Below are 21,767 nucleotides of genomic sequence, written 5' to 3'. Positions count from 1 at the left end.
CTCTTGGTATGCCATGTTTGTGCCAGCTAAAACGCCGCAACCGATTATTGATGCTCTATATAAAGCAACGGTGAAGGTGCTTGCTGAGCTTGCCGTTAAAGATACTGGCCTTGGTGATGTGGCTGATAAACTTAAAAAGAACTTTAGAAAAACTTTAGGTTTAGTGCGTGACCTAAGTTATGCCAAAACAGTTGGCATTATTTCTGAGGATTTAAAGACGGGGCTCACAGAGTATGCGCGTCCAGTAGGAGTGGTTACAGCGATAACGCCATCAACAAATCCTGGAGCTACACCGATTAACAAGATTTTGAATGCGCTGAAATGCCGAAATGCTGTCGTAGTAGCGCCATCACCTAAGGGGTATTCTACCTGCGCACGTCTTTTGGAGTTTGTTCATCAGCAATTAGATCAGGTCAAGGCGCCTAGAGATTTAGTGCAGATGTTGCCATTTCCAATTACTAAGGATTCAACCAATGAGTTAATGCGTTTGGCTGACTTGGTTGTAGCTACTGGATCTCAAGCAAATATTCGCTCTGCATACACATGTGGTACGCCAGCATTTGGCGTTGGGGCAGGCAATGTTCTCGTCATTATTGATGAGCATGCCGATGTGGCAAGCGCAGCCAATAAGATTTTGCAATCTAAAACATTTGATAACGCCACGAGTTGTTCAAGTGAGAATGGCGCAGTGATTTGCGGGCAAATTTATAACAAGGCCATTGCTGCACTAGAGTCTAGTTGGTGGCTTAATGCTAGATGCAGCAGATAAGCAACGTTTATAAGATGTGATGTTTGAAAAGGGTAAGCTTACTTCAGCCTTGACTGCTCAGAGTGCAGCAGTGATTGCTGAGCGGACGAAATTGCAAAATCCAAAAGCAAAATCTGCCAAATTCTTTATGGTTGAAGAGAATGGTTTCGGGCCAACCGCACCATTTTCTGGTGAAAAATTAAGTCCCATCTTGACTGTGTGGAAGGCCGCAGATTTTGAAGCTGCCAAAGAATTAATTGCTAATGTCTATGCCTATCAAGGCGCAGGACATTCAGTGGGTTTACATACCGCGCAAAGCGGCGAGATCCTAGAGTCAAGAGCTGCGGCGCTCGCACAACAATTACCCGTGGCTAGAATAATTGTGAACCAAGCTCATGCTATCGCTACCGGTGGCAGTTTTGAAAATGACTTGCCTTTCTCTTTATCCATGGGTTGTGGAACATGGGGAAAAAACAATTTCTCTGAAAATATGAATTATCGCCACTACCTCAATATTACGAGGGTGGTGAGACCTATACCGGAGCATGTGCCCAAGGTTGAAGATTTGCTGAAAGAGTATTTCAGTCGCTATCCTCAGGGGTAATTCGATGATGACTGCTTCATGCAAGAGTTTGGGTGAGGTGCTTTCGTATTGGGAGAAGGTTCAGCCTGAAAAACCATTTCTATTTGCTCCTGAAATTAGCACTGCCCTAACTTATAGGCAGCTCGCCAAGGAAGCGCGTCATTTTGCAAACTGGTTGGAGCAAGAGAGTATTAGTGCAAAGGGTCATATTGGCCTCTTTATGCAAAACGGGCGCCAAACTAGTACAGTATTTTTGGCAACCATGGCCTCTGGGCGAGTGATTACCTCTTTAAACCTATTGGCGCCGACCGCGATCAACTTGCTTGGGTGTTAGATCACAGTGATATTGAGCTGTTGTTTTACTCGCCCGATAAGAAGCAAGGATTATTTTTTAGCTCTTGAAAAAAGACTAAAAGAAAATTCAAGCTCATTGAGCTTGATCCAGATGCTGCAGAGGGGCCCTTTATGCAATGCGGACCTGGAACATTGCCATCGGTTGAGTCTGCACAACCTGCTCTCTTGATGTATACCTCGGGTACAATTGGAACGCCTAAGGGGGTCTAGCTTACTCACGCTAATTTATTGCATGCCGCACGCTCTATGGCAGCATGGCATTCATTAACCCAAGCAGATATTGTTCTGAGTTCATTACCGATTTACCACATCAATGGGCAAGTGATTTCTACAATCACTCCTTTCGTATCAGGCGGGTCTGTAGTAGCCCCTCATTCCTTCTCTGTTTCAAGTTGGTGGAATTTGGCAATTCAGTATCGATGTACTTGGATCAATATGGTGCCGACCATCATTGCGTATTTAATTAATGCCGCAAAGAGCGGAGGTGCATTACCAAGTCGTGAAGAACTAAAGTCAATTCGTTTTGGAAGATCCGCCTTTGCGCCTTTGCCGCCTGAGCATCATTGCGAGTTTGAGAGTCTCTTTGGAATCACCGTGATAGAAGGCATGGGAATGACAGAGTCAGCCTCAAGGTCTTTTGTAATCCTCATGGACGAAAGCAGACGCTACGGTGGTCCTGGCCAACCTTGTGGTGTAGAGGCTAAGGTTATTGATCCCGATGGCAACCTTCTTGGTAACAATACCGTGGGTGAAATTTGTCTGCGTGGTGGGAATGTACTCAACGCTTATTACAAAGCAAAGGCAGAGACTGCCAAAGCCTTTGATAGCGAGGGATGGTTAAAGACTGGCGATCTGGGTATGCGTGATGATGATGGTTTTTATTTCATTGCCGGCCGCCTCAAAGAGCTCATTATCAAAGGCGGAGAAAACATTGCACCTCGTGAAATCGATGAAGCGATATTAAAACATCCTGGAGTATTGGATGCCGCAGCGGTTGGTATTCCTGATGCAAACTATGGACAAGAAATTATGGTTTGTATTGTTCTGAAGAGGAAATGTGCGCATTCTGTATCAAGGAACTCGGAAAATTCAGAACGCCCAAGATCATTCTATTTATGGAAGATCTACCACGCGGACCTTCGGGTAAGGTACAGCGTCTCAAGTTATTGGATGTAGTGCCTAAAGCGCATTAAGCACTTCTCTCTGAATCTTTAGCTAAACGAGCGAGCGATTACCCAAATGCCTAAGCTCACTAAATAGCAGCCTAATAATCGTTGCCGAATTCCGTCTTTCATTCTGACCAATCTTCCTGCCGCAAGCGTTTGAGTAAGGGCCACACTTACTCCGAGAATAAGCATCAAAATCAGCATAGTTTTATCAATACTCTTGAGCCCATGCACTCCTACCCATGCCGTGCTTAAAGTAGCCAGGCTCACAACAGATGTGGCAGAAACAAATAGAATTGAAATATCCACGCAAATCGCAATTAGCAATCCAACCCACATGGTTAATAGTGGCATTAATAATGTCGCCCCACCTAGGCCAAAGAGTGCGGATGAGATTCTGGAGATTGCGCCTACAGTAATGAGTTTATAAGTGTTTGGTTTATGTGGTGTTGTTTCAGATTTGGTGGAGGGGGCTTTACCAAAAAGCGTCCATAGACCTATCAAGACGATAGTTCCTGCGAATCCTAGGCGTAGCGCTTTATCGGCCAATTGAGTGGCGAGAAAGCTAGCTAACAAGATAAAAGGCATCGCACTTAAAATTAACAAATTAGCGATACCCCGTTCCTTTTTATCTCCCAAGAAAACCTTAATAGCACGTGGTAGAGATCCGATGACGATCGTGCACAAACTGCCAACAACAATCAATTGGAAAAGGGGGTGAGAATTGTTAGGTACCACCAAGAATGCTGCATCTAATGCTGAAACAATAAATGCGCCACCGCCAATACCAAACAGCGCCATGAGTAAGTCTGTTATTATCCCTATTAAGGAAAAGATTGCGTAGTGCATTAGTTAGATTGAATCTTCCCTAGGATGAGGTCAACGGCTCTTTCAGCAAGCATCACTGCAGGCCAGTTGGTGTTACCGGAGGGTAGGGTAGGCATAGCAGAGCAATCAACCACTCGCCGGCCTTGCACTCCACGTACGTGTAATGCTGAGTCTAAAACTGCCATAGGATCATCATTTCTGCACCATTTGGCAGGTGCCTGTGGGGTGGAAAAATGGTTGCGCCGTTATTGCGGCAGAACTCTAGTATCTCGTCATCAGATTGAGGATTGTTCGGTTTTACCTCTCGCACAATCAAAGAGCGAAGTGGTTCAGTCTGCGCAATTTTTCTGGCGTATTTAACTGCAGCAATACTGATCTCTCGGGCATAGGGTGTCGACATGTAATTTGCAAACATCTTAGGAGGCACTAGCGGGTCGGCGGATTGAATACGGACATGACCGCGAGACTCAGGTCTTAATTGGCATACCGACATGGTAAATTCAGAGAAGGGGTGCACTTTGCTTCCAGCCATTTCAGCCGACAGCGTTGCCAAGTGAAATTGAATATCAGGGGTTTTGGAGTCCTTCATGACTCGTGTAAATGGCCCACCTTGATTGATGCCAATGGAGAGTGGTCCACCACGAAAGAGCAACCAATCTAAACCCATCTTGAGTTGTCCAAACCAAGAGGAGAGTTGATCATTAGTCGAGATAGGTTGGTTTAATTCATAAATGAGACGATGCTGAAGATAGTCTTGTAGATTTTCTCCAACCCCAGGAAGATCTTGTACAACTGGAATATTAAATTCTTGAAGAAGTTTGGCTGGGCCCACACCAGATAATTGCAACAGTTGTGGGCTTTGGATCGCTCCTGCGCTTAGAATAACTTCTTTGTTTGCTCGTACTACGTGTCTAATACCATTGCGACTGTATTCAATGCCAACCGCTTTTTTGTTTTCAAAAATTACCCTGCAGGCTTGGCTATCGGTAAGGATCTCCAAATTTTTTCGCTGTTTTTAGCAGGCTTCAAATAAGCTACCGCAGTACTGCAACGAAAGCCTTTATGGGTAGTAAGTTGATAGTAGCCAACTCCTTCCTACGTCAAGTTATTAAAGTCATCCGTCTCAGGCACCCCGAGAGCATTTGCAGTCTTCTTGAATGCCTCTACTAAAGGATGTTTCTTAGGGATGGAAGACGCCTTTAATGGCCCAGTTTTTGAGTGCAATGGACCATCTAAGCGATCATTTTCTTCTGCTTTTTTGAAGTAGGGAAGTACGTCGTCCCAGCCCCAGCCAGGATTACCGAGGTCTCGCCAAGTGTCGTAGTCTTCCTTTTGTCCACGGATAAACATCAAGCCATTGATAGAGCTTGAGCCACCCAGTGTTTTGCCTCTGGGCCAATAAATCTGACGATTGTTTACTCCAGGATCGGGTTCGGTTTGAAACTTCCAGTTAAGCTTGGGATCCCACATCGTCTTCGCATAGCCGACGGGAAGATGAATCCATGGGGAGCGATCTTTTGGGCCGGCTTCGATGAAGTCAAACAGAACTGTTCGGATCTTCTGAGAGACGGTTGGCCAATACGCAACCAGATGAGCCACCGCCCACGATTACGTAATCAAATGAATTATTGACATACAGATAATTACTTTCTTAATCCCAGGATTTCACGAGCTTGGGCTGGGGTAGCTACGGTTTGGTTATATGCAGGCGCCATTTCAGCTACGCGCGCCACCAGCTCAGCGTTATCTTTGGCGGCACGAGTTTTATCAAAGCGCGTATTGTCTTCAAGACCTGTTCTAACGTGACCACCTAATTCCAAAGTCCACTCATTAACGGGTAATTGATAGCGCGCAATTCCAGCTGCAGTCCAAGTAGCATCTGGCATGACTGCTTTCAATTCTGAAATGAGGAATTCCAAGATGGAGCGTCTTGCTGGCATTGCATTCGGAATTCCCATGACAAATTGTACATGAGCGGGTGCCTTTAAAAGGCCACGTTCAATTAAATTTGCAGCGTTGTAGAGCATGGCTAGATCAAATATTTCAATCTCTGGTTTGATATCGTATTTAAGCATCTCGCTGGCCAAACCATCAACGAAGTCTGGAGGATTTTCATAGACGCCTGTTGGAAAGTTAACAGAGCCAGTGGCGAGTGAGACCATATCAGGTCGATGAAAGAGCATGCCACCGCGAGCGGCTTGATCGCGCCCACGACCACCAGTAGAAAATTGAACAATCATCCCTGGGCAATGTTTTTGTATGCCTTCTTGCACCGCTGCGTACAAGTCTGGGTTAGAGCTTGGAGTTTCATCAGGGTTACGTACATGAATATGTACAAGAGAAGCGCCAGCTTCGAAGGCCTTATGAGTTTCTTCGATCTGCTCACTAGTAGTCACTGGTAAACCTGGGCAATCTTTCTTGCGTGGAATTGCGCCAGTCATAGCAACAGTAATGATTGCGGGGTTGGTCATATACGTTCCGAGAAATTAGTTACTTGTTTCAGATAGGCTGCTTTGAATATCTTTCGTAACGCGTTTTAAAGGTTTGATGTAAAAATCAATCGATTTTTCTTGCATGCGTGGAGTGGGGCCATGAGCAGTAATCGTGGCAAAAGTTTTTTGTTTTGAATTCATCACGGGTACTGCTATACCAATAAATCCCTCTAGAAAGGCTGATTCATCAAGGGCGTAGCCATTTTGACGAATTTTTTCAAGCTCGGGAAATAACTTGTTATAGCTTGTAATCGTATTTGGTGTGTAGGTCTCAAATGGCTCATTGCCAAGCGAACGTTGCACTTGGAGTTCGGTCATCCCAGATAGAAATAATTTCCCGCTAGCAGTGCAATGAAGTGGCACCCGCATTCCTAAGTCCACGTGAAGGCGGATGGGCGCACTGGTTTCAACGCGATCCAAATACATTACTTTATTGCCATCCAAAATATTGAAGTTGCAAGTTTCGCCAATCTCTTCAACAAGACGTTTCATGACTGCTACACGTTGTGATCGTATTGAATCAACAGAAAGAATGTTGATTCCCATTATTCGAAGTTTTGCACTGGGTTGAAAGCGTCTGCCGTTAGGGTCGCGCTCAATAAAACCTTGGGTGACTAATGTATTTAACAATCTAAAGGCGGTAGGTTTTGCTAGGCCAGTACTGGTAGAAATGATCTCTAGGGTGAGGGGGAGTTCGGATTGAGCAATGGTTTCTAGAATGAGCAGAACCTTTTCCGCCATGCTGGATTTGGAGGATTCTTCCAATAATTCTGTTGGAGGAGTAATGCGCGCGAGCTTTTGTGGCATTTATATTAAGGATTATTTGAAGATATTTGTGTTTTTAAGTGTTTACCCTTAAAGCATTTCATCTGATGGTACTTTAAATTTCATTAGAGAAAATATTAACTAATAATAAGAGACAGTCCAAACAAAAAAGAAGGTCGCTTCTAAAGCGAAAGAAAACTTAAAGACACCGAAAAAAGTTTCAGCAAAAAAGGCTGTCACTAAGGTTAAGATTCCGCCTGAGTTCACCATGAAACAGGTGAAGGAAATTGTTGCCCTCATCAAAGATGCTGGCACATTCACTACCTTTGGATATAAGACGGATGAATTCGAAATCGAGATATCTGTAGGTGCGCCAACTACTATTGCGCCGGTGACTTATGTACCTCCGGTAGCAACTGTTACTCCATCAGTCGCCGTTACTCCACAGAGTAGTGGCGTCTCTTTATCGATTTCTGCATCAGAGCGTGTGATTGCTAGTCCGATGATTGGAACGTTTTATCGCAGGCCGAGCCCAAGCTCTCCCCCATTTGTTGAGGTTGGTGATAGCGTTACTCCAACTACGGATCTCTGTATTGTTGAAGTCATGAAATTGCCTAATACCATTCCTGCAGAATGCACGGGCACGGTAACCCGTATCTTGGTAGAAGATGGCGCAACCATTGAAGTAGGGCAGCCCTTAATGGTGATTGAGGTTGACTGATGGCCAGTAAAAAACCATTCGAGATGATCGATGTCACCCTACGTGATGCACATCAGCGCCTCTGGTCTACTCGCATGACAACTCCCCATATATATCCAGCCTTGGCTGATATTGATCAGGCGGGTTATGGCTACATCAATATTTTGGGTGGGGCTGTATTTGATGTGATGGTGCGTTTTCTGCGGGAAGATCCATGGAAGCGTATGCAGTTTTTAAGCAAACATCTGAAAACTCCTACAGATGCATTAACCCGTGGCCAAAGTATTTATACGTTTGAGTTATTTCCGGATGATGTAGTTTCCTTAAATATTGAGCTACTGGCTCAGAGTCTGGGGTAAGGGTATTGACGGTGTATGACACACTAAACGATAACCGCAATATTGAGTCTTCAGTTAAAGCGGGTAAGGAGAATGGCATGTTGATTAATGCCATGTTGACTTATGCATTAAGTCCTGTGCATGATGACGCTTACTTTATTGCTCGTACTCGCGAGTTGGTGAAGTTAGGGGTTGATTTCATTTCCATCAAAGATCCAACGGGATTGCTAACTCCTGAGCGAGCGGCAACCCTTTTCCCTGCTGTAGTTTCTGCAGCAGCAGGCATCCCTGTTAAATTACATTTGCATTGCTAGTCGGGTCTAGCACCATTGGTATATGAGGAAGCTATCAAGGCTGGCTTTGCTTACGGCTATGTGGTAAGCGATTGCTTGGCAAATGGTGCTTCCTTACCTTCAATGATGGATGTTTATGCCAGTGCGCATAAATTAGGTAGGGCACCCAAAATGAATCATTCTGCTTTGCAAAAAGTAGATGAATACTTTGATTGGATTTGTGCTCGAGATAATTTTTCTCGTGGAGAGAAAGCGAACTACGACCCAGCCTTATACGAACATCAAATTCCTGGTGGAATGATTTCTAATTTATGCGCTCAACTCGCAACCATGGGTATTTCTCATAAAGAAGCTGAAATCCTCGAGGAGACAGCTCGGGTACGAGAAGATTTGAGTTATCCCATTTTGGTGAGTCCATTTGCACAATATATTGTGACGCAAGCCGTACTCAATGTAATGCAGGGCGAGCGTTATAAAACAATTCCAGATGAAATTAAGCTTTACCTTAAAGGATATTACGGCAGATTGGCGGGGTACCCCAAGTGCTGAGGTCATGAGCCGTGCCAATGTGGGCTATGACGCATCTCGTAGGCCTGGAGAGTTGATAGAGCCAGCATTGCCTGGTTTGAGAAAAAATGGGGTCGCTCGGTTAGTAAAGAGCACTTAAGCTTGCATGCTTTTTATCTGGAATACCTTGCCTTGGGTTTAAAGGATGGTGCGCAGGAGGTTCTTCAGCAAGGACCTGCTTTACAGCCCTTTACTGGGTTGGTGAAGTATTTAGTTATGAAAAAAGAATATAGAAAAATTAGAACCAAATTAGGTGGCATAGAGTTAAGCTTCAGCAGTTAGTTTTTTGGCCTTTGCTTTAGGTATTCGGTACAAGAAATTTTAAATTTAAGGAGATCGCAATGAAACAATTTAGCGCATCACGTCGTATCTTTTCAGTGCTCGCTGTCGCAATGCTTTCGGGCGCACCTATGTTGTCAATGGCGCAAAACGCAACAAAATTTAATGACTATGGATGGCCAGAGGGTGTAGATGAAAAAGTATCTGAAAAATCGGTGGCCTGGTTAAAGGGCAAAGGTTGGTGGCCATTGCAGATTGCATTCCAGCCACCTTGGTCTGGTCAAAATACGATTAACTTAGTGATGGATAAAAAAGGTCTTTTAGCGAAGCGTGGTATCGAGTCTAAATTGCAAGCCTTCCCATCCGGTCCTGCGATTAATGAAGTGATCATTTCTAGACGCTTCCAGGTTGGTAATGGCGGTAATTTCCCATTCACTTCATTGATTGATAAAAATATTCCCGTCAAAACGATTGCGGTTATTAATACCAACTTGATGCATGCGGTGTTGGTTCCTTTAGATTCCAAAATCAAATCCTTTAAAGACTTTAAAGGCTCTAATCTTCCAGCAACCATCGGCATCGTAACCGGCTCTTCCGCTGAGTTCTATGTCCAAGCTGCAGCCAAAGCGAATGGTATTGAGATTGGTAAAGATGTTATTTTTTGAAGAACATGCCTCCAGGTGAGCAAATGGCGATGCCTAAAGGAATTGATGTGGTAGTTCCATGGGACCCCCGACTCCTACTATCATGTCTAAGGAGCGCAAGAACGCCAGAATCATAAGTGATAGCTACCCATATAATATTTATGAGGGTACTTTTCTATGTTCGACAAGAAGTGATTGATAACGCTCCTGACGTAGTACAGGCATTTACGGATGCAATTGCAGAGGCAACCCTCTGGATTAGAAAAAATCCAGATGCGGCAGTCGATGTAATGCAAGAAGATCCTAATTTGAAGAACTACTCAAAAGAGATCTTGCGTCAGCAAATTAGCGCATACAACCTTTGTATAAGCCGAACTATATTTATCCAATCCCAGTGTTCTGGGGTCGTGCCAATGAGCCAATCTACACATGGCTTTATGAGAACAAGCGTATTCAGAATAAGTTAACAGGTATTGATTTCGCTCGTGCTGTGGATACTCGTTTTATGGATAAGACATTTGAAAAATTGGGCTGGGCTACTATTACAAGGCCACCATTCTTGCCGGCTGACTGGTCTGCACCAATGGATAAAACACCTTACCCAAATTACATGAATCCATTAAATACTTCCAAGCCTCAGGCTTTCCCGGAAAAAGGTGATCTGACTAGAGATTGGTCTTTTGATGGCAAGGTATATAAGAAATAAAGCGCTATGCCAATGATTAATTTTTTCAAGCAATTTCGTCGACTCGCTTTATTGGTTATTTTGCTTGCCGCCTGGGAATACGCCAGCCGGTTTATTCTGGATAAAACAGAAGTCACCTCTTGCCTCCTCCTTCGGGGGTGGCAAAAGGTGGTTTTAAGTTAATGCAATCTGGAGAAATCTGGAAGCATTTATTCGATAGCTTATCTAGAGAATTTGTCGCATTTTGTTATGCCTCTGTCGCTATCCCCTCGGGGATAGTGATAGGTTGCTTTAAATGGGTGAACGAGCAGGTGGATCCCATTGTAGAAATTTTGCGACCAATTCCACCTATTGCTTGGATACCACTGAGTATCTTATGGTTTGGAGTTGGCAATACCTAAAACCAATTCATTATTTTCTTGGGCATCTTTTTCCCGATTCTGCTGAATACGATTGACGCAGTGAAGAACGTAGAACCAAATCTGATTCGTGCGACTCGTTGTCTGGGAGCTGGTTCTTGGGGTGTGATTACGCGCGTTGTCTTGCGTGCAGCACTTCCACAGATAGTGACCGGTATTCGTATTGGTCTTGGAGTCGGTTGGATGGCTTTGGTAGCGGCTGAATTAGTGGGTGCTAACTCAGGTCTTGGATTCTTAATTAACGATGCCCGCACCGTTTTGCGGACGGACTATATCTTGGTAGGTATGTTGACCATTGGATTAATTGGTCTATTTTTAGATAGATTGATTCGACATACCGCTCAGAAACTCATGCCATGGTCTAGAGCGCTAAATGCGTAAGACGTTCATTGACTAATCATTTAAATAGATAGCTCCATGCTTGCACTTAAAGTATAAAACGTACAAAAAATTTATCCTTCGATGAATGATGGTGGCCAAGAAGTATTGGCTATCGAAAATGTTTCATTAGAGGTTCGTAAAAATGAGTTCTGCTCCATCCTGGGTCATAGCGGGTGTGGAAAAACGACCTTACTTAATTTGATTGCTGGATTTGAAGTTCCTACTTCAGGACGAATTGAGTGTGTTGGAAAATTGGTTGATGGTCCTGGTGCAGACCGCTCAATGGTGTTTCAGGACTATGCCTTATTTCCATGGCTTACTGTGTACGACAACATTGCTTTTGGTTTGAAAATTAAAGGCTCTAGTGCCGATGAGATTAAGCAAATCGTAACCCGTTTCGCAGCGCTGGTGGGACTCAGCCAATTTACCAATCACTATCCTCATCAACTTTCAGGAAGCATGTGCGCCAGTGTGTATCGATTGCGAGAGCGCTGGTTGTCGATCCAACGGTTTTGTTAATGGATGAGCCATTCGCTGCTTTGGATGCCCAGAATCGAGCAATGATGCAAGCTGAAATGATTCGAATTTTGAATGAAGAAAGTAAAACGGTGCTACTGGTAACTCATAGTATTGAAGAGGCTATCAATCTTTCGGATGTAATTGTTGTGATGACAAAGCGCCCTGGAAAGGTCAAAGAGGTGATTCGCGTTCCAGAGCCCCGCAGAATGGTCGAAGATGCTCCAGCTTATCTTTGCGGTACGCCGTCAGATTCGCGATCTCATTGCTGGCGAACGTGATGTCAGTGAGGCTCATTGATTTTTGATAACCCACTCTCAATTTGCCTATTAATATTTGCGGCAATTTTTGGTGGGTTCATTAGAAGATTGAGTGGGTTTGGTGGTGCGCTCATCATGACGCCCCTTTTGATGTGGGTGTTCCCCATTCCATTTCTCATTCCGATTATGATGTGTGCAGAAATCTTTGGCGGTGTTTTGCTTTCAAGGCAATGGAAGATTCATCCAGAAGATCGCTCTCGGCTTTGGTTGATGTTGCTTTTTGCTGGCATTTTTCTGCCTCTCGGAATTTGGTTAGGAGGGCGCATTCCGCCGATAGTACTCAAGATTGCAACGAGTGCCATTGTTCTGTTTTTTGCCAGCTACTTACTGCTTAAGCCCCATGTGAAGTTGAGTTCTTCGGGCATGCTTGATGGGTTTGCCGCAGGATTGTCGGGGCTCTTATTGGGATCTTGTGGGGTAGGGGGGCACCCAGCGGCTCTGTACCTCAATGCCACTAATCAGGTGTTTGAAAGAACACGTTCGCTACTCTCCCAATTCGTATCTGGCATCTCGATATTTGCCATCATTGGAATCAGCTTAATGGGGGGTGGCTTGGATTGGATCCCTTGCCTTTTATTGATAATCCCCGCTTATTGGCTGGGTCTCAGAATCGCTAAGGGCATTTTGGGGATGCATACGGTTTCCGATATTGCTCTGAAAAGGCTCTGCTTACTGATTTTGATTGCTAATGCGGCCTTTAATTTAGTATTTTTACTTATATTTAAATAGATATAAGTAAATGAAATATATATTCTTTTCAAATATAAGAAAACCCCTATTCTGCAAGCTCTTTGAATTAATTTGCTGGCTGGAATCAAACAAGGGAGTGCACTATGGGTTACACAACTGAAAACAAACAAGATGCAGTAATTGAATCTGTTTTATTAAAAACAGAAAACGCGTTCACTTCATCCAAGGGTACTGACCAAGTTGTTAGCGCTCAAGCAAGTACTCAAGCAAGTACAGAAGTCTATTTTCAAATAGAAGATTAATTATTCTGTCATCATGAATCTAGCGCCCTGACGGAAGTCTCAGGGCAGCATAGTAAAAAAACCGCCAGCTGGCGGTTTTTTGTATGTTTGGATTATCTCTTTGTAGATTGATCTTCAGAGATTTAAGAAAAGGAAGTTCAAATTCTGCTGTTTTGATTGCATTCATTAAAAAGAGGATTTGTCTCTGAAAACTTTTTCTTTCTGCGACCTTGTCATGTGGAAGTCGATCGTGCTCACGCAGTAGGCTAATGATGGCCGGGTTGTAATGTTCTCTGACGGGTGACATTGCTATTCCTTGAAACTGATCTCGTTAGAAAGATTGTATCAAGGACGCTATATATTCCTTGTGAATATATAGCGATAACTAAACAACTTTTAGATATATCAAATTGGCTGCTTATTTTTCCACGAAGGCACGTTCATCTACGTAGTCACCTAGTTGACCCAAGCTGGGGGACACCTTAAAGCCTTTGGAATCTAGCATCTCAGAGGTTTCTTTAAGCATGGAAGGGCTACCGCAGATCATAGCCCTGTCAACTGCAGGGTCTAATGGGGGTAGGCCAATATCTTTAAATAGCTGTCCAGATTCAATCGCCGTTGTCAGGCGTCCGGTATGTTTGAACGCTTCTCTTGTGACGGTCGGATAGTAAATCAGCTTTTCACGAATGAGTTCGCCAAGATACTCGTCTTGGGTGAGTTCATTTTTAATATAGTCGCCATAAGCTAATTCGCTTACTAAACGAACGCCATGGATTAAAACCACTTTCTCAAACTTGTCATAAGTTTCGGGATCGCGGATGATGCTCATGAATGGTGCAAGGCCTGTACCGGTGCTGAAAAGGTAAAGATGCTTTCCAGGGTTTAAATCGTCAATTACCAATGTGCCCACAGATTTTTCACTCACCAAAATGGGGTCACCCACTTGGATTTTTTGTAGGCGCGAAGTCAGTGGACCATCCTGGACTTTAATGCTTAAAAATTCAAGATGTTCCTCATAATTGGGGCTTGCAACGCTATAGGCTCTAACAAGTGGTTTGCCTTCAACCTCAAGACCGATCATGAGGAAGTGGCCGCTACGAAGGCGAAGGCCTTTATTGCGGGTGGTAGTAAAGCTAAAAAGTGTGTCGTTCCAGTGGTGGACGGTCAAAACGGTTTCGGTGTTGTAGGCTGCCATAAAAGCTTAATCTTGATGGGTTGTCAAAAACCTCAATTATCCTTAATTTCGAGATGCTTCAGGCGGTATCTTAGGTGCAATGAGCAATTTACTTCTTATAAGTTATGCACTTTTGGTTATAAAACACCTTGTTTAGGGTTTTAGGGTGGGGATCTCGTTATCATCCTAGGATGAACCGTAGTCAATATCTATTCATTTCATTGCTCAGCCTAGGTTTGGTGGTTTTTGCTGTAGTGCTTCAGCAGGTGGGTTATCGGGGGGTCAGTTTTTTGCCGTGCCCATTGTGCATATTGCAAAGAATTGGCTATCTTGGAATTGCTTTGAGTTGCCTCATGGCAGCGGGCTTGCCCATGCTAAGAAAACTATTTCATTTTTTTGCGGTACTTTCAGCCGGTTTTGGGGTGTTTATTGCTGGCAAACAGGTCTGGTTGCTTTCTCATCCAGAGTCTTCTTGTGGGATCGATCCTTTGGAAGTTTGGATTAATCAATTTCAACTTGCAAAGAGCTTACCGTGGCTATTTAAAGCCGATGGGCTTTGTTCTGCTAAGTTGCCCGCTATTTTGGGTTTACAAGTTTCTGAATGGTCTTTGCTTTGGTTTTGCGTCTTGTTAATTTTGCTTACTCTGACATTCTTTAAAAAGGTCAGGGCGGATTAGCTCACTTTTTAAAATACTCTTTATATCGCCATGGCAATTCTGACTGTTAATTCTGGTTCCTCATCTTTAAAGTTTTCAATCTACCCCCCTCTCAATGATTCCGTGATGCCTTCTATTTTGGCGGGAAGCTTTGAGGGTTTAGGGCCAGGTGGAAAGACTGAGTTGCGTTATGGTTATCAGAGGGTGCCAGCATGTGGAGTATTTTCAGACCTTGATCAGGATCCGTTTATTGCTGCCTTGATGCATCTCAAAGAATTATTGCTAGGTATTCCGGATCTTCCTCCGATACAGGCTGTATCCCATCGTATTGTTCATGGCGGATCAGAATTTTTTCAGCCTACTCTTTCCACTGAAGCTATTCTGCAGAAATTATCTGCCATGAGTGCGTTGGCACCACTCCATCAGCCACATAGCTTAGATGGAGTAAAGGCCTTCTCTCAAGTGTTTCCAGGCGCCCTCAAGTCCTGTGTTTTGATACCGCTTTTCATAAAACAATGAGCGCTCTTGAAACCTCTCTTGCTTTACCTAAGGAGATTACGGATCAAGGAGTACGACGTTATGGTTTTCATGGAATTTCCTATCAGTACATTATTGGTGAGCTGATAGAGAACTCAAGTAGGGCGAGAGATAAAGTGCTCATGGCTCACCTTGGGTAATGGCTAGTTTGTGCGCTACCTTGGATGGCAAGAGTGTTGCCACAACAACGGGTTTTTCAGCGCTAGATGGTTTGATGATGGGCACTCGCAGTGGCTCATTAGATGCTGGCGTACTAATGTATTTAGTCGAGCGTGGTTACACGCATGATCAATTGCAAGATCTCCTCTATCGAAAAAGTGGGCTACTGGGAGTGTCAACTATCTCTGCGGATATGAGAAAGCTGAGAAATGATCCAAATCCTTTAGCAAAAGAAGCGATTGAGCTTTTTATCTACAAAATTATTCATGAAGGCGGTGCGATGATTGCATGCCTTGGTGGCTTGGACCTAATCTCCTTTAGCGGCGGCACATTGGCGAGCATGATCCAATTGTCAGATCGTCAGTATGTAAAAAACTGTTCTGGCTTAGAGTTGAGATAGATGAATCGCTAAACCAAGAGGCTATTCATAACCTCACTTTAAAAATTAGCGCTCCTCAAAGTCGTGTTGAGGTTTGGGTGGTGCCGACTGATGAAGGCGTGATGACTGCAAAAGAGGCGCTAAGCTTGCTTCGATCTCAAGACTTGGCTAAATAGATTTTAGTGCTGAGCTAATAACTATCTCTTTTTTTACAAGAATTGCCATAACCCATAAGATCACCATCAAACTATTTGTATTAAGGAAAATAAATGACCTGCTTTACCGATAACTCCCAAACTATTGGTCGCACACCGCTGGTGCGTCTGAATCGAATAACGGATGGCGCTAAAGCGACTGTCCTAGCCAAAATTGAGGGTCGTAACCCCGCTTATTCAGTGAAGTGTCGTATTGGTGTAGCGATGATTAATGATGCTCAGGAAAAAGGTCTATTTGGCCCTGGTAAAGAAATCGTGGAGCCTACAAGTGGTAACACTGGTATTGCTTTGGCTTTCGTGGCTGCTGCGCGTGGTATTCCTCTGACATTAACCATGCCAGAAACTATGAGCATTGAGCGCCGCAAGTTGCTGACTGCTTTGGGTGCCAAGATTGTCTTAACTGAGGGACCAAAAGGCATGAATGGGGCGGTTGCAAAAGCAAAAGAGATTGCTGAGTCAGATCCCAATAAATATGTCTTGTTGCAACAATTTAGCAATCCATCAAATCCAGCTATTCATGAGAAAACTACTGGCCCTGAAATTTGGGGAGATACGGAAGGTAAGATTGATGTTTTTGTTGCAGGCGTTGGCACTGGCGGAACCATTTCAGGGGTGGGCCGTTATATTAAAAATATCCAGAAGAGAAATATTGAAGTGGTCGCTGTTGAGCCTACCGCTAGCCCAGTAATTACTCAAAAACTGAATGGCGAAGAAATTAAACTGGCACCACATAAGATTCAGGGTATTGGCGCCGGCTTTGTTTCGGATAACTTGGATTTATCTGTGATCGATAAGGTAGAGCAAGTCTCGAACGAGGAGGCTATTGAATTCGCGCGTCGCATTGCAAAAGAAGAGGGCATCTTGGTTGGGATATCCTGTGGCACCGCCGCTGCTGTTGCCGTTCGCTTAGCCAAGAAGCCTGAGTATGCTGGTAAAAAACTATTGTGGTTGTATTGCCGGATGCTGCAGAGCGCTATTTGAGCTCAGCTTTGTTTGAGGGCGTATTTGACGAAAAAGGTTTGCCTGCATAAGGCTTACTGATTTGATTTAACGGGTAATAGAAAAGGCACCCTAGGGTGCCTTTTTTGCGTATTTCAGAGATTGCTACTTACCATTCTTCTTCACGACGTAAATGAGGAAACAAGATGACATCCCGAATGTTGGGAGCATCAGCCAGCAACATGACTAAGCGGTCAATACCAATTCCGCAACCACCAGTAGGGGGCATACCGTACTCTAAGGCGCGGATGAAATCATGGTCAAAATACATTGCTTCTTCGTCACCAGCTTCTTTTTGTTCTACTTGCTTGCGGAAGCGATTCGCTTGATCTTCTGCATCATTTAATTCAGAGAAACCATTGGCAATCTCACGGCCAGTAATAAAGAGCTCAAAGCGCTCCGTAATACCAGGACGGGTATTAGATTCTCTGGCCAATGGACTGACTTCAATTGGGTAATCAATGATGTAAGTTGGTTCCCAAAGATGTTCTTCGGCGACTAATTCAAATAAAGCCAGTTGGAGCGCGCCAATACCTGCGTTTTTTAAAGTTGGAGAATCAGGATTCTCGCCACCCTTTTTCAATTCAGTGCGGATGAAGTTAGCATCTTCGAGTTGGCTTGCTTCATAGGTTTTACCTGACTGACCGCAGTATTTTAGGATGGCTTCGGTAATCGTCAGGCGTTGGAATGGCTTACTGAGATCTAATTCACGACCCTGGTGAGTCAAAACAGCAGTACCTTGAGCGTCCATGGCAGTGGCACGAATCAAACCTTCTGTGAAATCCATCAGCCAGCGATAGTCCGTATAGGCTGCATAGAATTCCATCATGGTGAATTCTGGATTATGGCGCGGACTGACACCCTCATTACGGAAGTTGCGGTTAATCTCAAAAACGCGCTCAAAACCACCAACTACCAAGCGCTTGAGATATAGCTCAGGCGCAATTCGCAAAAACATTTGCATGTCGAGTGCGTTGTGGTGGGTAACAAATGGTTTGGCTGCACCACCACCTGGAATGGGATGAAGCATCGGCGTTTCCACTTCCATAAAGTCAGCATCGAGCATGTGGCGACGTAGTGAAGCAATCGCATTGCTACGTGTTTTGAAAGTGTTACGACTTTCTGGATTGACGATCAAATCGACATAGCGCTGACGGTATTTAGTCTCAAGGTCTGAGAGGCCGTGGAACTTATCGGGTAATGGGCGCAAAGATTTGCTGAGCAAGCGTAAGTTTCTACATTCAACAGAAAGCTCGCCCTTATTGGTCTTGAAGAGGTTGCCCTCAGCAGAAATGAAGTCACCCATATCCCAATGTTTGCAAGCGCCATGCACATCGGCACCGCTGAGCTCATCATTAATATAGAACTGAATCTGACCGCTACGATCTTGAATGGTTGCAAAACTGGCTTTGCCCATCACGCGCTTCAGCACCATGCGTCCCGCTACCTTGACATGAACCTTCTTGGCAGCCAACTCTTCTTTAGTCAGGCTGTCATAGTGCGTATGCAAATCAGCCGCCAAATGAGTCGGTACAAAATCATTCGGAAAGGCAACGCCACCTGCACGAAGTTTGGCAAGTTTTTCACGACGCTCCGCAATGATGTGATTCTCATCAACTACTTCAGCTGGGGCATTATCTAAATTGATTTTATCGTTCATATCTATAGTGATGCAGTAATGGGTGTTAGATTGTTACACGCCTTGTTTCAGGCTGGCTTCAATAAAGGCATCCAAATCTCCATCCAACACTTTTTGAGTATTAGAGATTTCAACGTTAGTACGTAAATCTTTGATGCGGCTTTGATCCAAGACGTAGGATCGAATTTGATGGCCCCAACCTACATCAGTTTTGCTAGCCTCTAATTTGTCTTGTTCGGCACGACGCTTTTGCATCTCATGCTCATAGAGACGAGATTTCAGCATGGTCATGACTTCAGCACGGTTGCGATGCTGACTTCGGTCATTCTGGCACTGCACCACTATCCCAGTCGGAATGTGGGTTAAGCGGACTGCCGAGTCAGTTTTATTAATATGCTGACCACCAGCGCCAGAGGCACGGTAGGTATCAGTACGAATATCTGCAGGGTTGACTTCAATTTCAATCGAGTCATCAATCTCTGGATAGACATAAATAGACGCAAAGGATGTATGACGACCATTGGAAGAGTCAAACGGTGATTTGCGTACCAAACGGTGGACACCAGTTTCGGAGCGCAGGTGGCCATAGGCATACTCACCATCTACTTTGATAGTTGCACTTTTAATGCCAGCAACGTCACCATCAGATTCTTCGAGAATTTCTGTTTTGTAACCTTTGCGTTCGCAATACTTGAGATATTGACGATAGAGCATGCTGGCCCAGTCACATGCCTCGGTACCACCAGCACCAGCTTGGATATCAATAAAGCAATTGCAAGAATCCATCTCATTGTGAAACATGCGACGGAATTCTAAGTCACCAATAATCTTGCTATAGCTTTCAACATCTTGCTCAATGGCAGCGATTGTTTCAAAGTCGCTCTCCTCTTTAGCCATATCAAATAGCTCAAGGGCGCTAGTAATATTGGTGTTGAGATCAGTAAGGGTGGCGACTACATCATCGAGTAATTTCTTCTCTTTGCCGAGCGCTTGCGCTTTCTTTTGATCATCCCAAATAGCGGGATCTTCCAGAATGGAGTTAACTTCAGTAAGGCGACGCGACTTTACGTCAAAGTCAAAGATACTCCCGAAGAGCTTGCTCACGAGTGAGCAGATCAGACAAGGTATTCGAAATAATGTTTAGTTGTTCAGCTTCCATCCTCTAATTATAAGGGGGTTATTGTTCTAGGTCTCTAAGCGCTGACCGCTTCGTCATGGGCCTCGATCATGAGCTGTACGCGAGCTCGGCCTTGATATCTGTCTGTGACTAGACGATAGGCTAATTTGGCTTTGGCAGGTAGGCTTTTGGGTGCGGTTAAACCAAACTGCGGTGAGCGGTTTGTTGCCTGAAGTCAGCTCAGATCTCCCCAAAGGGCGGACCATCAGTCGCAAATGCTTTTCTTTCATGAGGCTTTGCTGAGTTATCTCAAACTCTCCATAAAAGACGGGCTGAGGAAAGCCTTGCCCCCAAATTTCTTCGGCAAGTAGGTCGCCGATTTCGGGGGTAAATTCTGAGAGCTCCAAAGCCCCATCATGTGCATGGCGACGTTCTAGTAATTCATCAGTCAAAAGTTTCGATGCAACCTCTTGAAAGCAGGCGTCAAACTTATCAAAATCACTTTTACGAATCGTTAACCCGGCAGCCATGGCATGGCCACCAAATTTCAAAATAAGCCCCGGCTCTTTTTTGGAGACGATATCTAAGGCATCTCTTAAATGAAATCCTGTGAGTGAGCGACCGGATCCACGTAATTCTTCCCCGGTACTACCATCTGCGGGAGCAAACACAATTGCAGGGCGGTTAAAGCGCTCCTTTAAGCGGGATGCAACAATGCCCACAACACCTTGATGCCACTCTGGGTTCCATAAGCAAATACTGGTACGCTCTTCCATGGTGCCAGAGCTAACTGATCCTCAGCAAGATGTGACAGAGCGGTTTCTTGCATGCCCGTTTCAATAACGCGCCTCTCGCGATTAATCCGATCGAGCTCGTATGCAAGCTTCATGGCTTCATCGCCATCATCTGTAAGGAGTAGGCGAATGCCCAACGTCATATCAGCTAGACGTCCTGCAGCATTAAGTCTGGGGCCAATTGCAAAGCCTAAGTCGAATGTATTGGCCTTGCGAGGATCCCGTGTAGCCGCTTGAAAAAGGGCTTGTATGCCCGGCTGCGAGATGCCTGAACGAATGCGTTTCAATCCATTAGAAACTAAGACGCGATTATTGCGATCAAGTTGGGTAACATCTGCAACGGTGCCTAATGCAACTAGATCAAGCAGGTTTTCTACTTTGGGTTGCGTTTCATTAGTAAATTTGCCGCGCTGACGTAATTCAGCACGCAAGGCCACGAGGAGATAAAACATAACGTCAACACCGGCAAGCGCTTTGCTTGGAAAGCGACAGCCTGGTTGATTGGGGTTCACAATTGCTAAAGCTTTTGGCTGCGCATCTCCGGGCAAGTGATGATCAGTGATGATGACATCCATGCCCAGTTCATGGGCGCGATTCACACCTGCTTTGCTGGCAATGCCATTATCAACAGTGATGAGGTATTTTGGTTTAGGGTTTTGCTGTGTGGCTAAATCGACAACCTCCGGTGTGAGGCCATATCCCATTGTGAAGCGATTGGGCACCAGAAAATGAATAGGGGTTTCAGGGCCACCAAACATGCGTAAACCTCTCATGCCCACGGCACAAGCAGTAGCGCCATCGCAGTCATAATCAGCAACAATGAGCATGGGTTCTTTGCGCTCAAGAATATCTGCAAGTAATGCGGCAGTACTGATGCAATTTTTGAATTCAACAGGTGACAGTAGTTGCTTTAAATCGAGCGATAGTTCTTCTGGAGATTGGAACCCGCGAGCGGCATACAGCCTGGCTAATAGAGGGTGCAAACCACTTTGTGCTAACCATGTAGCAGTTCGTTCAGAGAAAGGTCGTTGAGAAAATAAGCTCATGCG

General features: G+C 44.6%; 22 protein-coding genes and 5 pseudogenes. 19 read left to right on the top strand and 8 right to left on the bottom strand.

The window, feature by feature from the left end; all coding sequences use genetic code 11:
* Positions 1–79: 79 nt before the first annotated feature.
* From sauS to DXE37_RS14405, 3 genes and pseudogenes are all read left to right on the top strand, one after another.
* Positions 80–1,352, top strand: a pseudogene (gene sauS / locus DXE37_RS12920) (acylating sulfoacetaldehyde dehydrogenase); the annotation flags it as partial.
* 4 nt (positions 1,353–1,356) lie between these two features.
* Positions 1,357–1,665, top strand: a complete 309-nt coding sequence (locus DXE37_RS08190) for an AMP-binding protein (RefSeq protein WP_114637150.1) — start codon at positions 1,357–1,359, stop codon at positions 1,663–1,665.
* A 266-nt stretch (positions 1,666–1,931) separates the two neighbouring features.
* Entirely contained in the window at positions 1,932–2,861 is a 930-nt protein-coding gene (locus DXE37_RS14405) for an AMP-binding protein (RefSeq protein WP_114637148.1), read from the top strand.
* Between the two features lie 35 nt (positions 2,862–2,896).
* Here the strand turns inward: DXE37_RS14405 and DXE37_RS08175 are convergent, their stop codons facing one another.
* The 4 genes and pseudogenes from DXE37_RS08175 to DXE37_RS08160 all read right to left on the bottom strand — a co-directional run bounded on the left by DXE37_RS08175 (position 2,897) and on the right by DXE37_RS08160 (position 6,978).
* Positions 2,897–3,700, bottom strand: a complete 804-nt coding sequence (locus DXE37_RS08175) for a sulfite exporter TauE/SafE family protein (protein WP_114637147.1) — start codon at positions 3,698–3,700, stop codon at positions 2,897–2,899.
* Positions 3,700–5,318 (bottom strand): annotated as a pseudogene (locus DXE37_RS08170) (GMC family oxidoreductase). The gene DXE37_RS08175 and the pseudogene DXE37_RS08170 overlap by 1 nt, the downstream one beginning before the upstream one ends.
* Positions 5,319–5,322: 4 nt before the next feature.
* Entirely contained in the window at positions 5,323–6,150 is an 828-nt protein-coding gene (locus tag DXE37_RS08165; RefSeq protein ID WP_114637146.1) for a 3-oxoadipate:acetyl-CoA acetyltransferase, read from the bottom strand.
* Positions 6,151–6,165: 15 nt separating this feature from the next.
* Positions 6,166–6,978: an IclR family transcriptional regulator gene (locus DXE37_RS08160; protein ID WP_114637145.1), complete on the bottom strand. Its 813-nt coding sequence runs from the start codon at positions 6,976–6,978 to the stop codon at positions 6,166–6,168.
* Between the two features lie 226 nt (positions 6,979–7,204).
* Between DXE37_RS08160 and accB the strand changes: the two genes are divergently transcribed.
* From accB to DXE37_RS10865, 11 genes are all read left to right on the top strand, one after another.
* Entirely contained in the window at positions 7,205–7,657 is a 453-nt protein-coding gene (gene accB, locus DXE37_RS08155) for an acetyl-CoA carboxylase biotin carboxyl carrier protein (RefSeq protein ID WP_114637144.1), read from the top strand.
* The gene (locus DXE37_RS08150) at positions 7,657–7,995 is read left to right on the top strand and encodes a hypothetical protein (protein WP_114637143.1); all 339 of its coding nucleotides are present in this window, start codon (positions 7,657–7,659) and stop codon (positions 7,993–7,995) included. The genes accB and DXE37_RS08150 overlap by 1 nt, the downstream gene beginning before the upstream one ends.
* Positions 7,996–8,006: 11 nt before the next feature.
* Complete coding sequence (locus tag DXE37_RS08145) at positions 8,007–8,288, top strand: hypothetical protein (RefSeq protein ID WP_114637142.1); 282 nt, start codon at positions 8,007–8,009, stop codon at positions 8,286–8,288.
* Between the two features lie 15 nt (positions 8,289–8,303).
* Positions 8,304–8,816: a hypothetical protein gene (locus tag DXE37_RS08140; protein ID WP_114637141.1), complete on the top strand. Its 513-nt coding sequence runs from the start codon at positions 8,304–8,306 to the stop codon at positions 8,814–8,816.
* A 359-nt stretch (positions 8,817–9,175) separates the two neighbouring features.
* Positions 9,176–9,778 carry an ABC transporter substrate-binding protein gene (locus DXE37_RS08130; RefSeq protein WP_114637139.1) on the top strand — a complete coding sequence of 201 codons (603 nt, stop codon included), beginning with the start codon at positions 9,176–9,178 and terminating at the stop codon, positions 9,776–9,778.
* 340 nt (positions 9,779–10,118) lie between these two features.
* A complete protein-coding gene (locus DXE37_RS10870) occupies positions 10,119–10,463 on the top strand; it encodes a hypothetical protein (RefSeq protein ID WP_162786237.1) in 345 nt (114 codons plus the stop codon).
* A 398-nt stretch (positions 10,464–10,861) separates the two neighbouring features.
* The gene (locus tag DXE37_RS08110) at positions 10,862–11,242 is read left to right on the top strand and encodes an ABC transporter permease (RefSeq protein ID WP_162786236.1); all 381 of its coding nucleotides are present in this window, start codon (positions 10,862–10,864) and stop codon (positions 11,240–11,242) included.
* An 81-nt stretch (positions 11,243–11,323) separates the two neighbouring features.
* Positions 11,324–11,761, top strand: a complete 438-nt coding sequence (locus tag DXE37_RS08105; protein WP_114637135.1) for an ABC transporter ATP-binding protein — start codon at positions 11,324–11,326, stop codon at positions 11,759–11,761.
* A complete protein-coding gene (locus tag DXE37_RS08100; protein ID WP_114637134.1) occupies positions 11,761–12,039 on the top strand; it encodes a hypothetical protein in 279 nt (92 codons plus the stop codon). Before DXE37_RS08105 ends, DXE37_RS08100 begins: the two co-directional genes overlap by 1 nt.
* 15 nt (positions 12,040–12,054) lie before the next feature.
* Complete coding sequence (locus DXE37_RS08095) at positions 12,055–12,807, top strand: sulfite exporter TauE/SafE family protein (protein ID WP_114637133.1); 753 nt, start codon at positions 12,055–12,057, stop codon at positions 12,805–12,807.
* A 104-nt stretch (positions 12,808–12,911) separates the two neighbouring features.
* The gene (locus DXE37_RS10865; protein WP_162786234.1) at positions 12,912–13,070 is read left to right on the top strand and encodes a hypothetical protein; all 159 of its coding nucleotides are present in this window, start codon (positions 12,912–12,914) and stop codon (positions 13,068–13,070) included.
* Between the two features lie 397 nt (positions 13,071–13,467).
* On the opposite strand, the gene DXE37_RS08085 is transcribed toward DXE37_RS10865, so the two are convergent.
* On the bottom strand, positions 13,468–14,244 hold the full coding sequence (locus tag DXE37_RS08085; RefSeq protein ID WP_114637131.1) for a ferredoxin--NADP reductase: 777 nt from the start codon (positions 14,242–14,244) through the stop codon (positions 13,468–13,470).
* Between the two features lie 170 nt (positions 14,245–14,414).
* Here DXE37_RS08085 and DXE37_RS08080 point away from each other — a divergent pair, with 170 nt between their 5' ends.
* The 5 genes and pseudogenes from DXE37_RS08080 to cysK all read left to right on the top strand — a co-directional run bounded on the left by DXE37_RS08080 (position 14,415) and on the right by cysK (position 17,200).
* On the top strand, positions 14,415–14,900 hold the full coding sequence (locus tag DXE37_RS08080; protein WP_114637130.1) for a disulfide bond formation protein B: 486 nt from the start codon (positions 14,415–14,417) through the stop codon (positions 14,898–14,900).
* Between the two features lie 30 nt (positions 14,901–14,930).
* Positions 14,931–15,556 (top strand): annotated as a pseudogene (locus DXE37_RS12915) (hypothetical protein).
* Entirely contained in the window at positions 15,556–15,975 is a 420-nt protein-coding gene (locus tag DXE37_RS12905) for a hypothetical protein (protein WP_269460328.1), read from the top strand. The pseudogene DXE37_RS12915 and the gene DXE37_RS12905 overlap by 1 nt, the downstream one beginning before the upstream one ends.
* Positions 15,906–16,130 carry a hypothetical protein gene (locus DXE37_RS13665; protein ID WP_331852169.1) on the top strand — a complete coding sequence of 75 codons (225 nt, stop codon included), beginning with the start codon at positions 15,906–15,908 and terminating at the stop codon, positions 16,128–16,130. Before DXE37_RS12905 ends, DXE37_RS13665 begins: the two co-directional genes overlap by 70 nt.
* Before the next feature lie 93 nt (positions 16,131–16,223).
* Positions 16,224–17,200: pseudogene (gene cysK / locus DXE37_RS08070) on the top strand (cysteine synthase A).
* A gap of 77 nt (positions 17,201–17,277) precedes the next feature.
* On the opposite strand, the gene lysS reads toward cysK, so the two are convergent.
* The 3 genes and pseudogenes from lysS to recJ form a co-directional block, all read right to left on the bottom strand.
* Positions 17,278–18,828: a lysine--tRNA ligase gene (gene lysS, locus DXE37_RS08065; RefSeq protein WP_114637129.1), complete on the bottom strand. Its 1,551-nt coding sequence runs from the start codon at positions 18,826–18,828 to the stop codon at positions 17,278–17,280.
* Positions 18,829–18,861: 33 nt separating this feature from the next.
* Positions 18,862–19,966 (bottom strand): peptide chain release factor 2 gene (gene prfB, locus DXE37_RS08060; protein WP_114637128.1). Its coding sequence is split into 2 segments (ribosomal slippage): positions 18,862–19,884 and positions 19,886–19,966, totalling 1,104 coding nucleotides; the frame shifts between segments, so codons are not numbered across the junction.
* Between the two features lie 34 nt (positions 19,967–20,000).
* Positions 20,001–21,764, bottom strand: a pseudogene (gene recJ, locus DXE37_RS08055) (single-stranded-DNA-specific exonuclease RecJ).
* Positions 21,765–21,767: the final 3 nt, after the last annotated feature.

The sequence above is a fragment of the Polynucleobacter necessarius genome, assembly GCF_900095205.1.
Taxonomy (GTDB): Bacteria; Pseudomonadota; Gammaproteobacteria; order Burkholderiales; family Burkholderiaceae; genus Polynucleobacter; species Polynucleobacter necessarius_E.
Note: the sequence above shows the minus strand (reverse complement) of the source record. Positions and strands in the feature narration are given on the sequence as shown.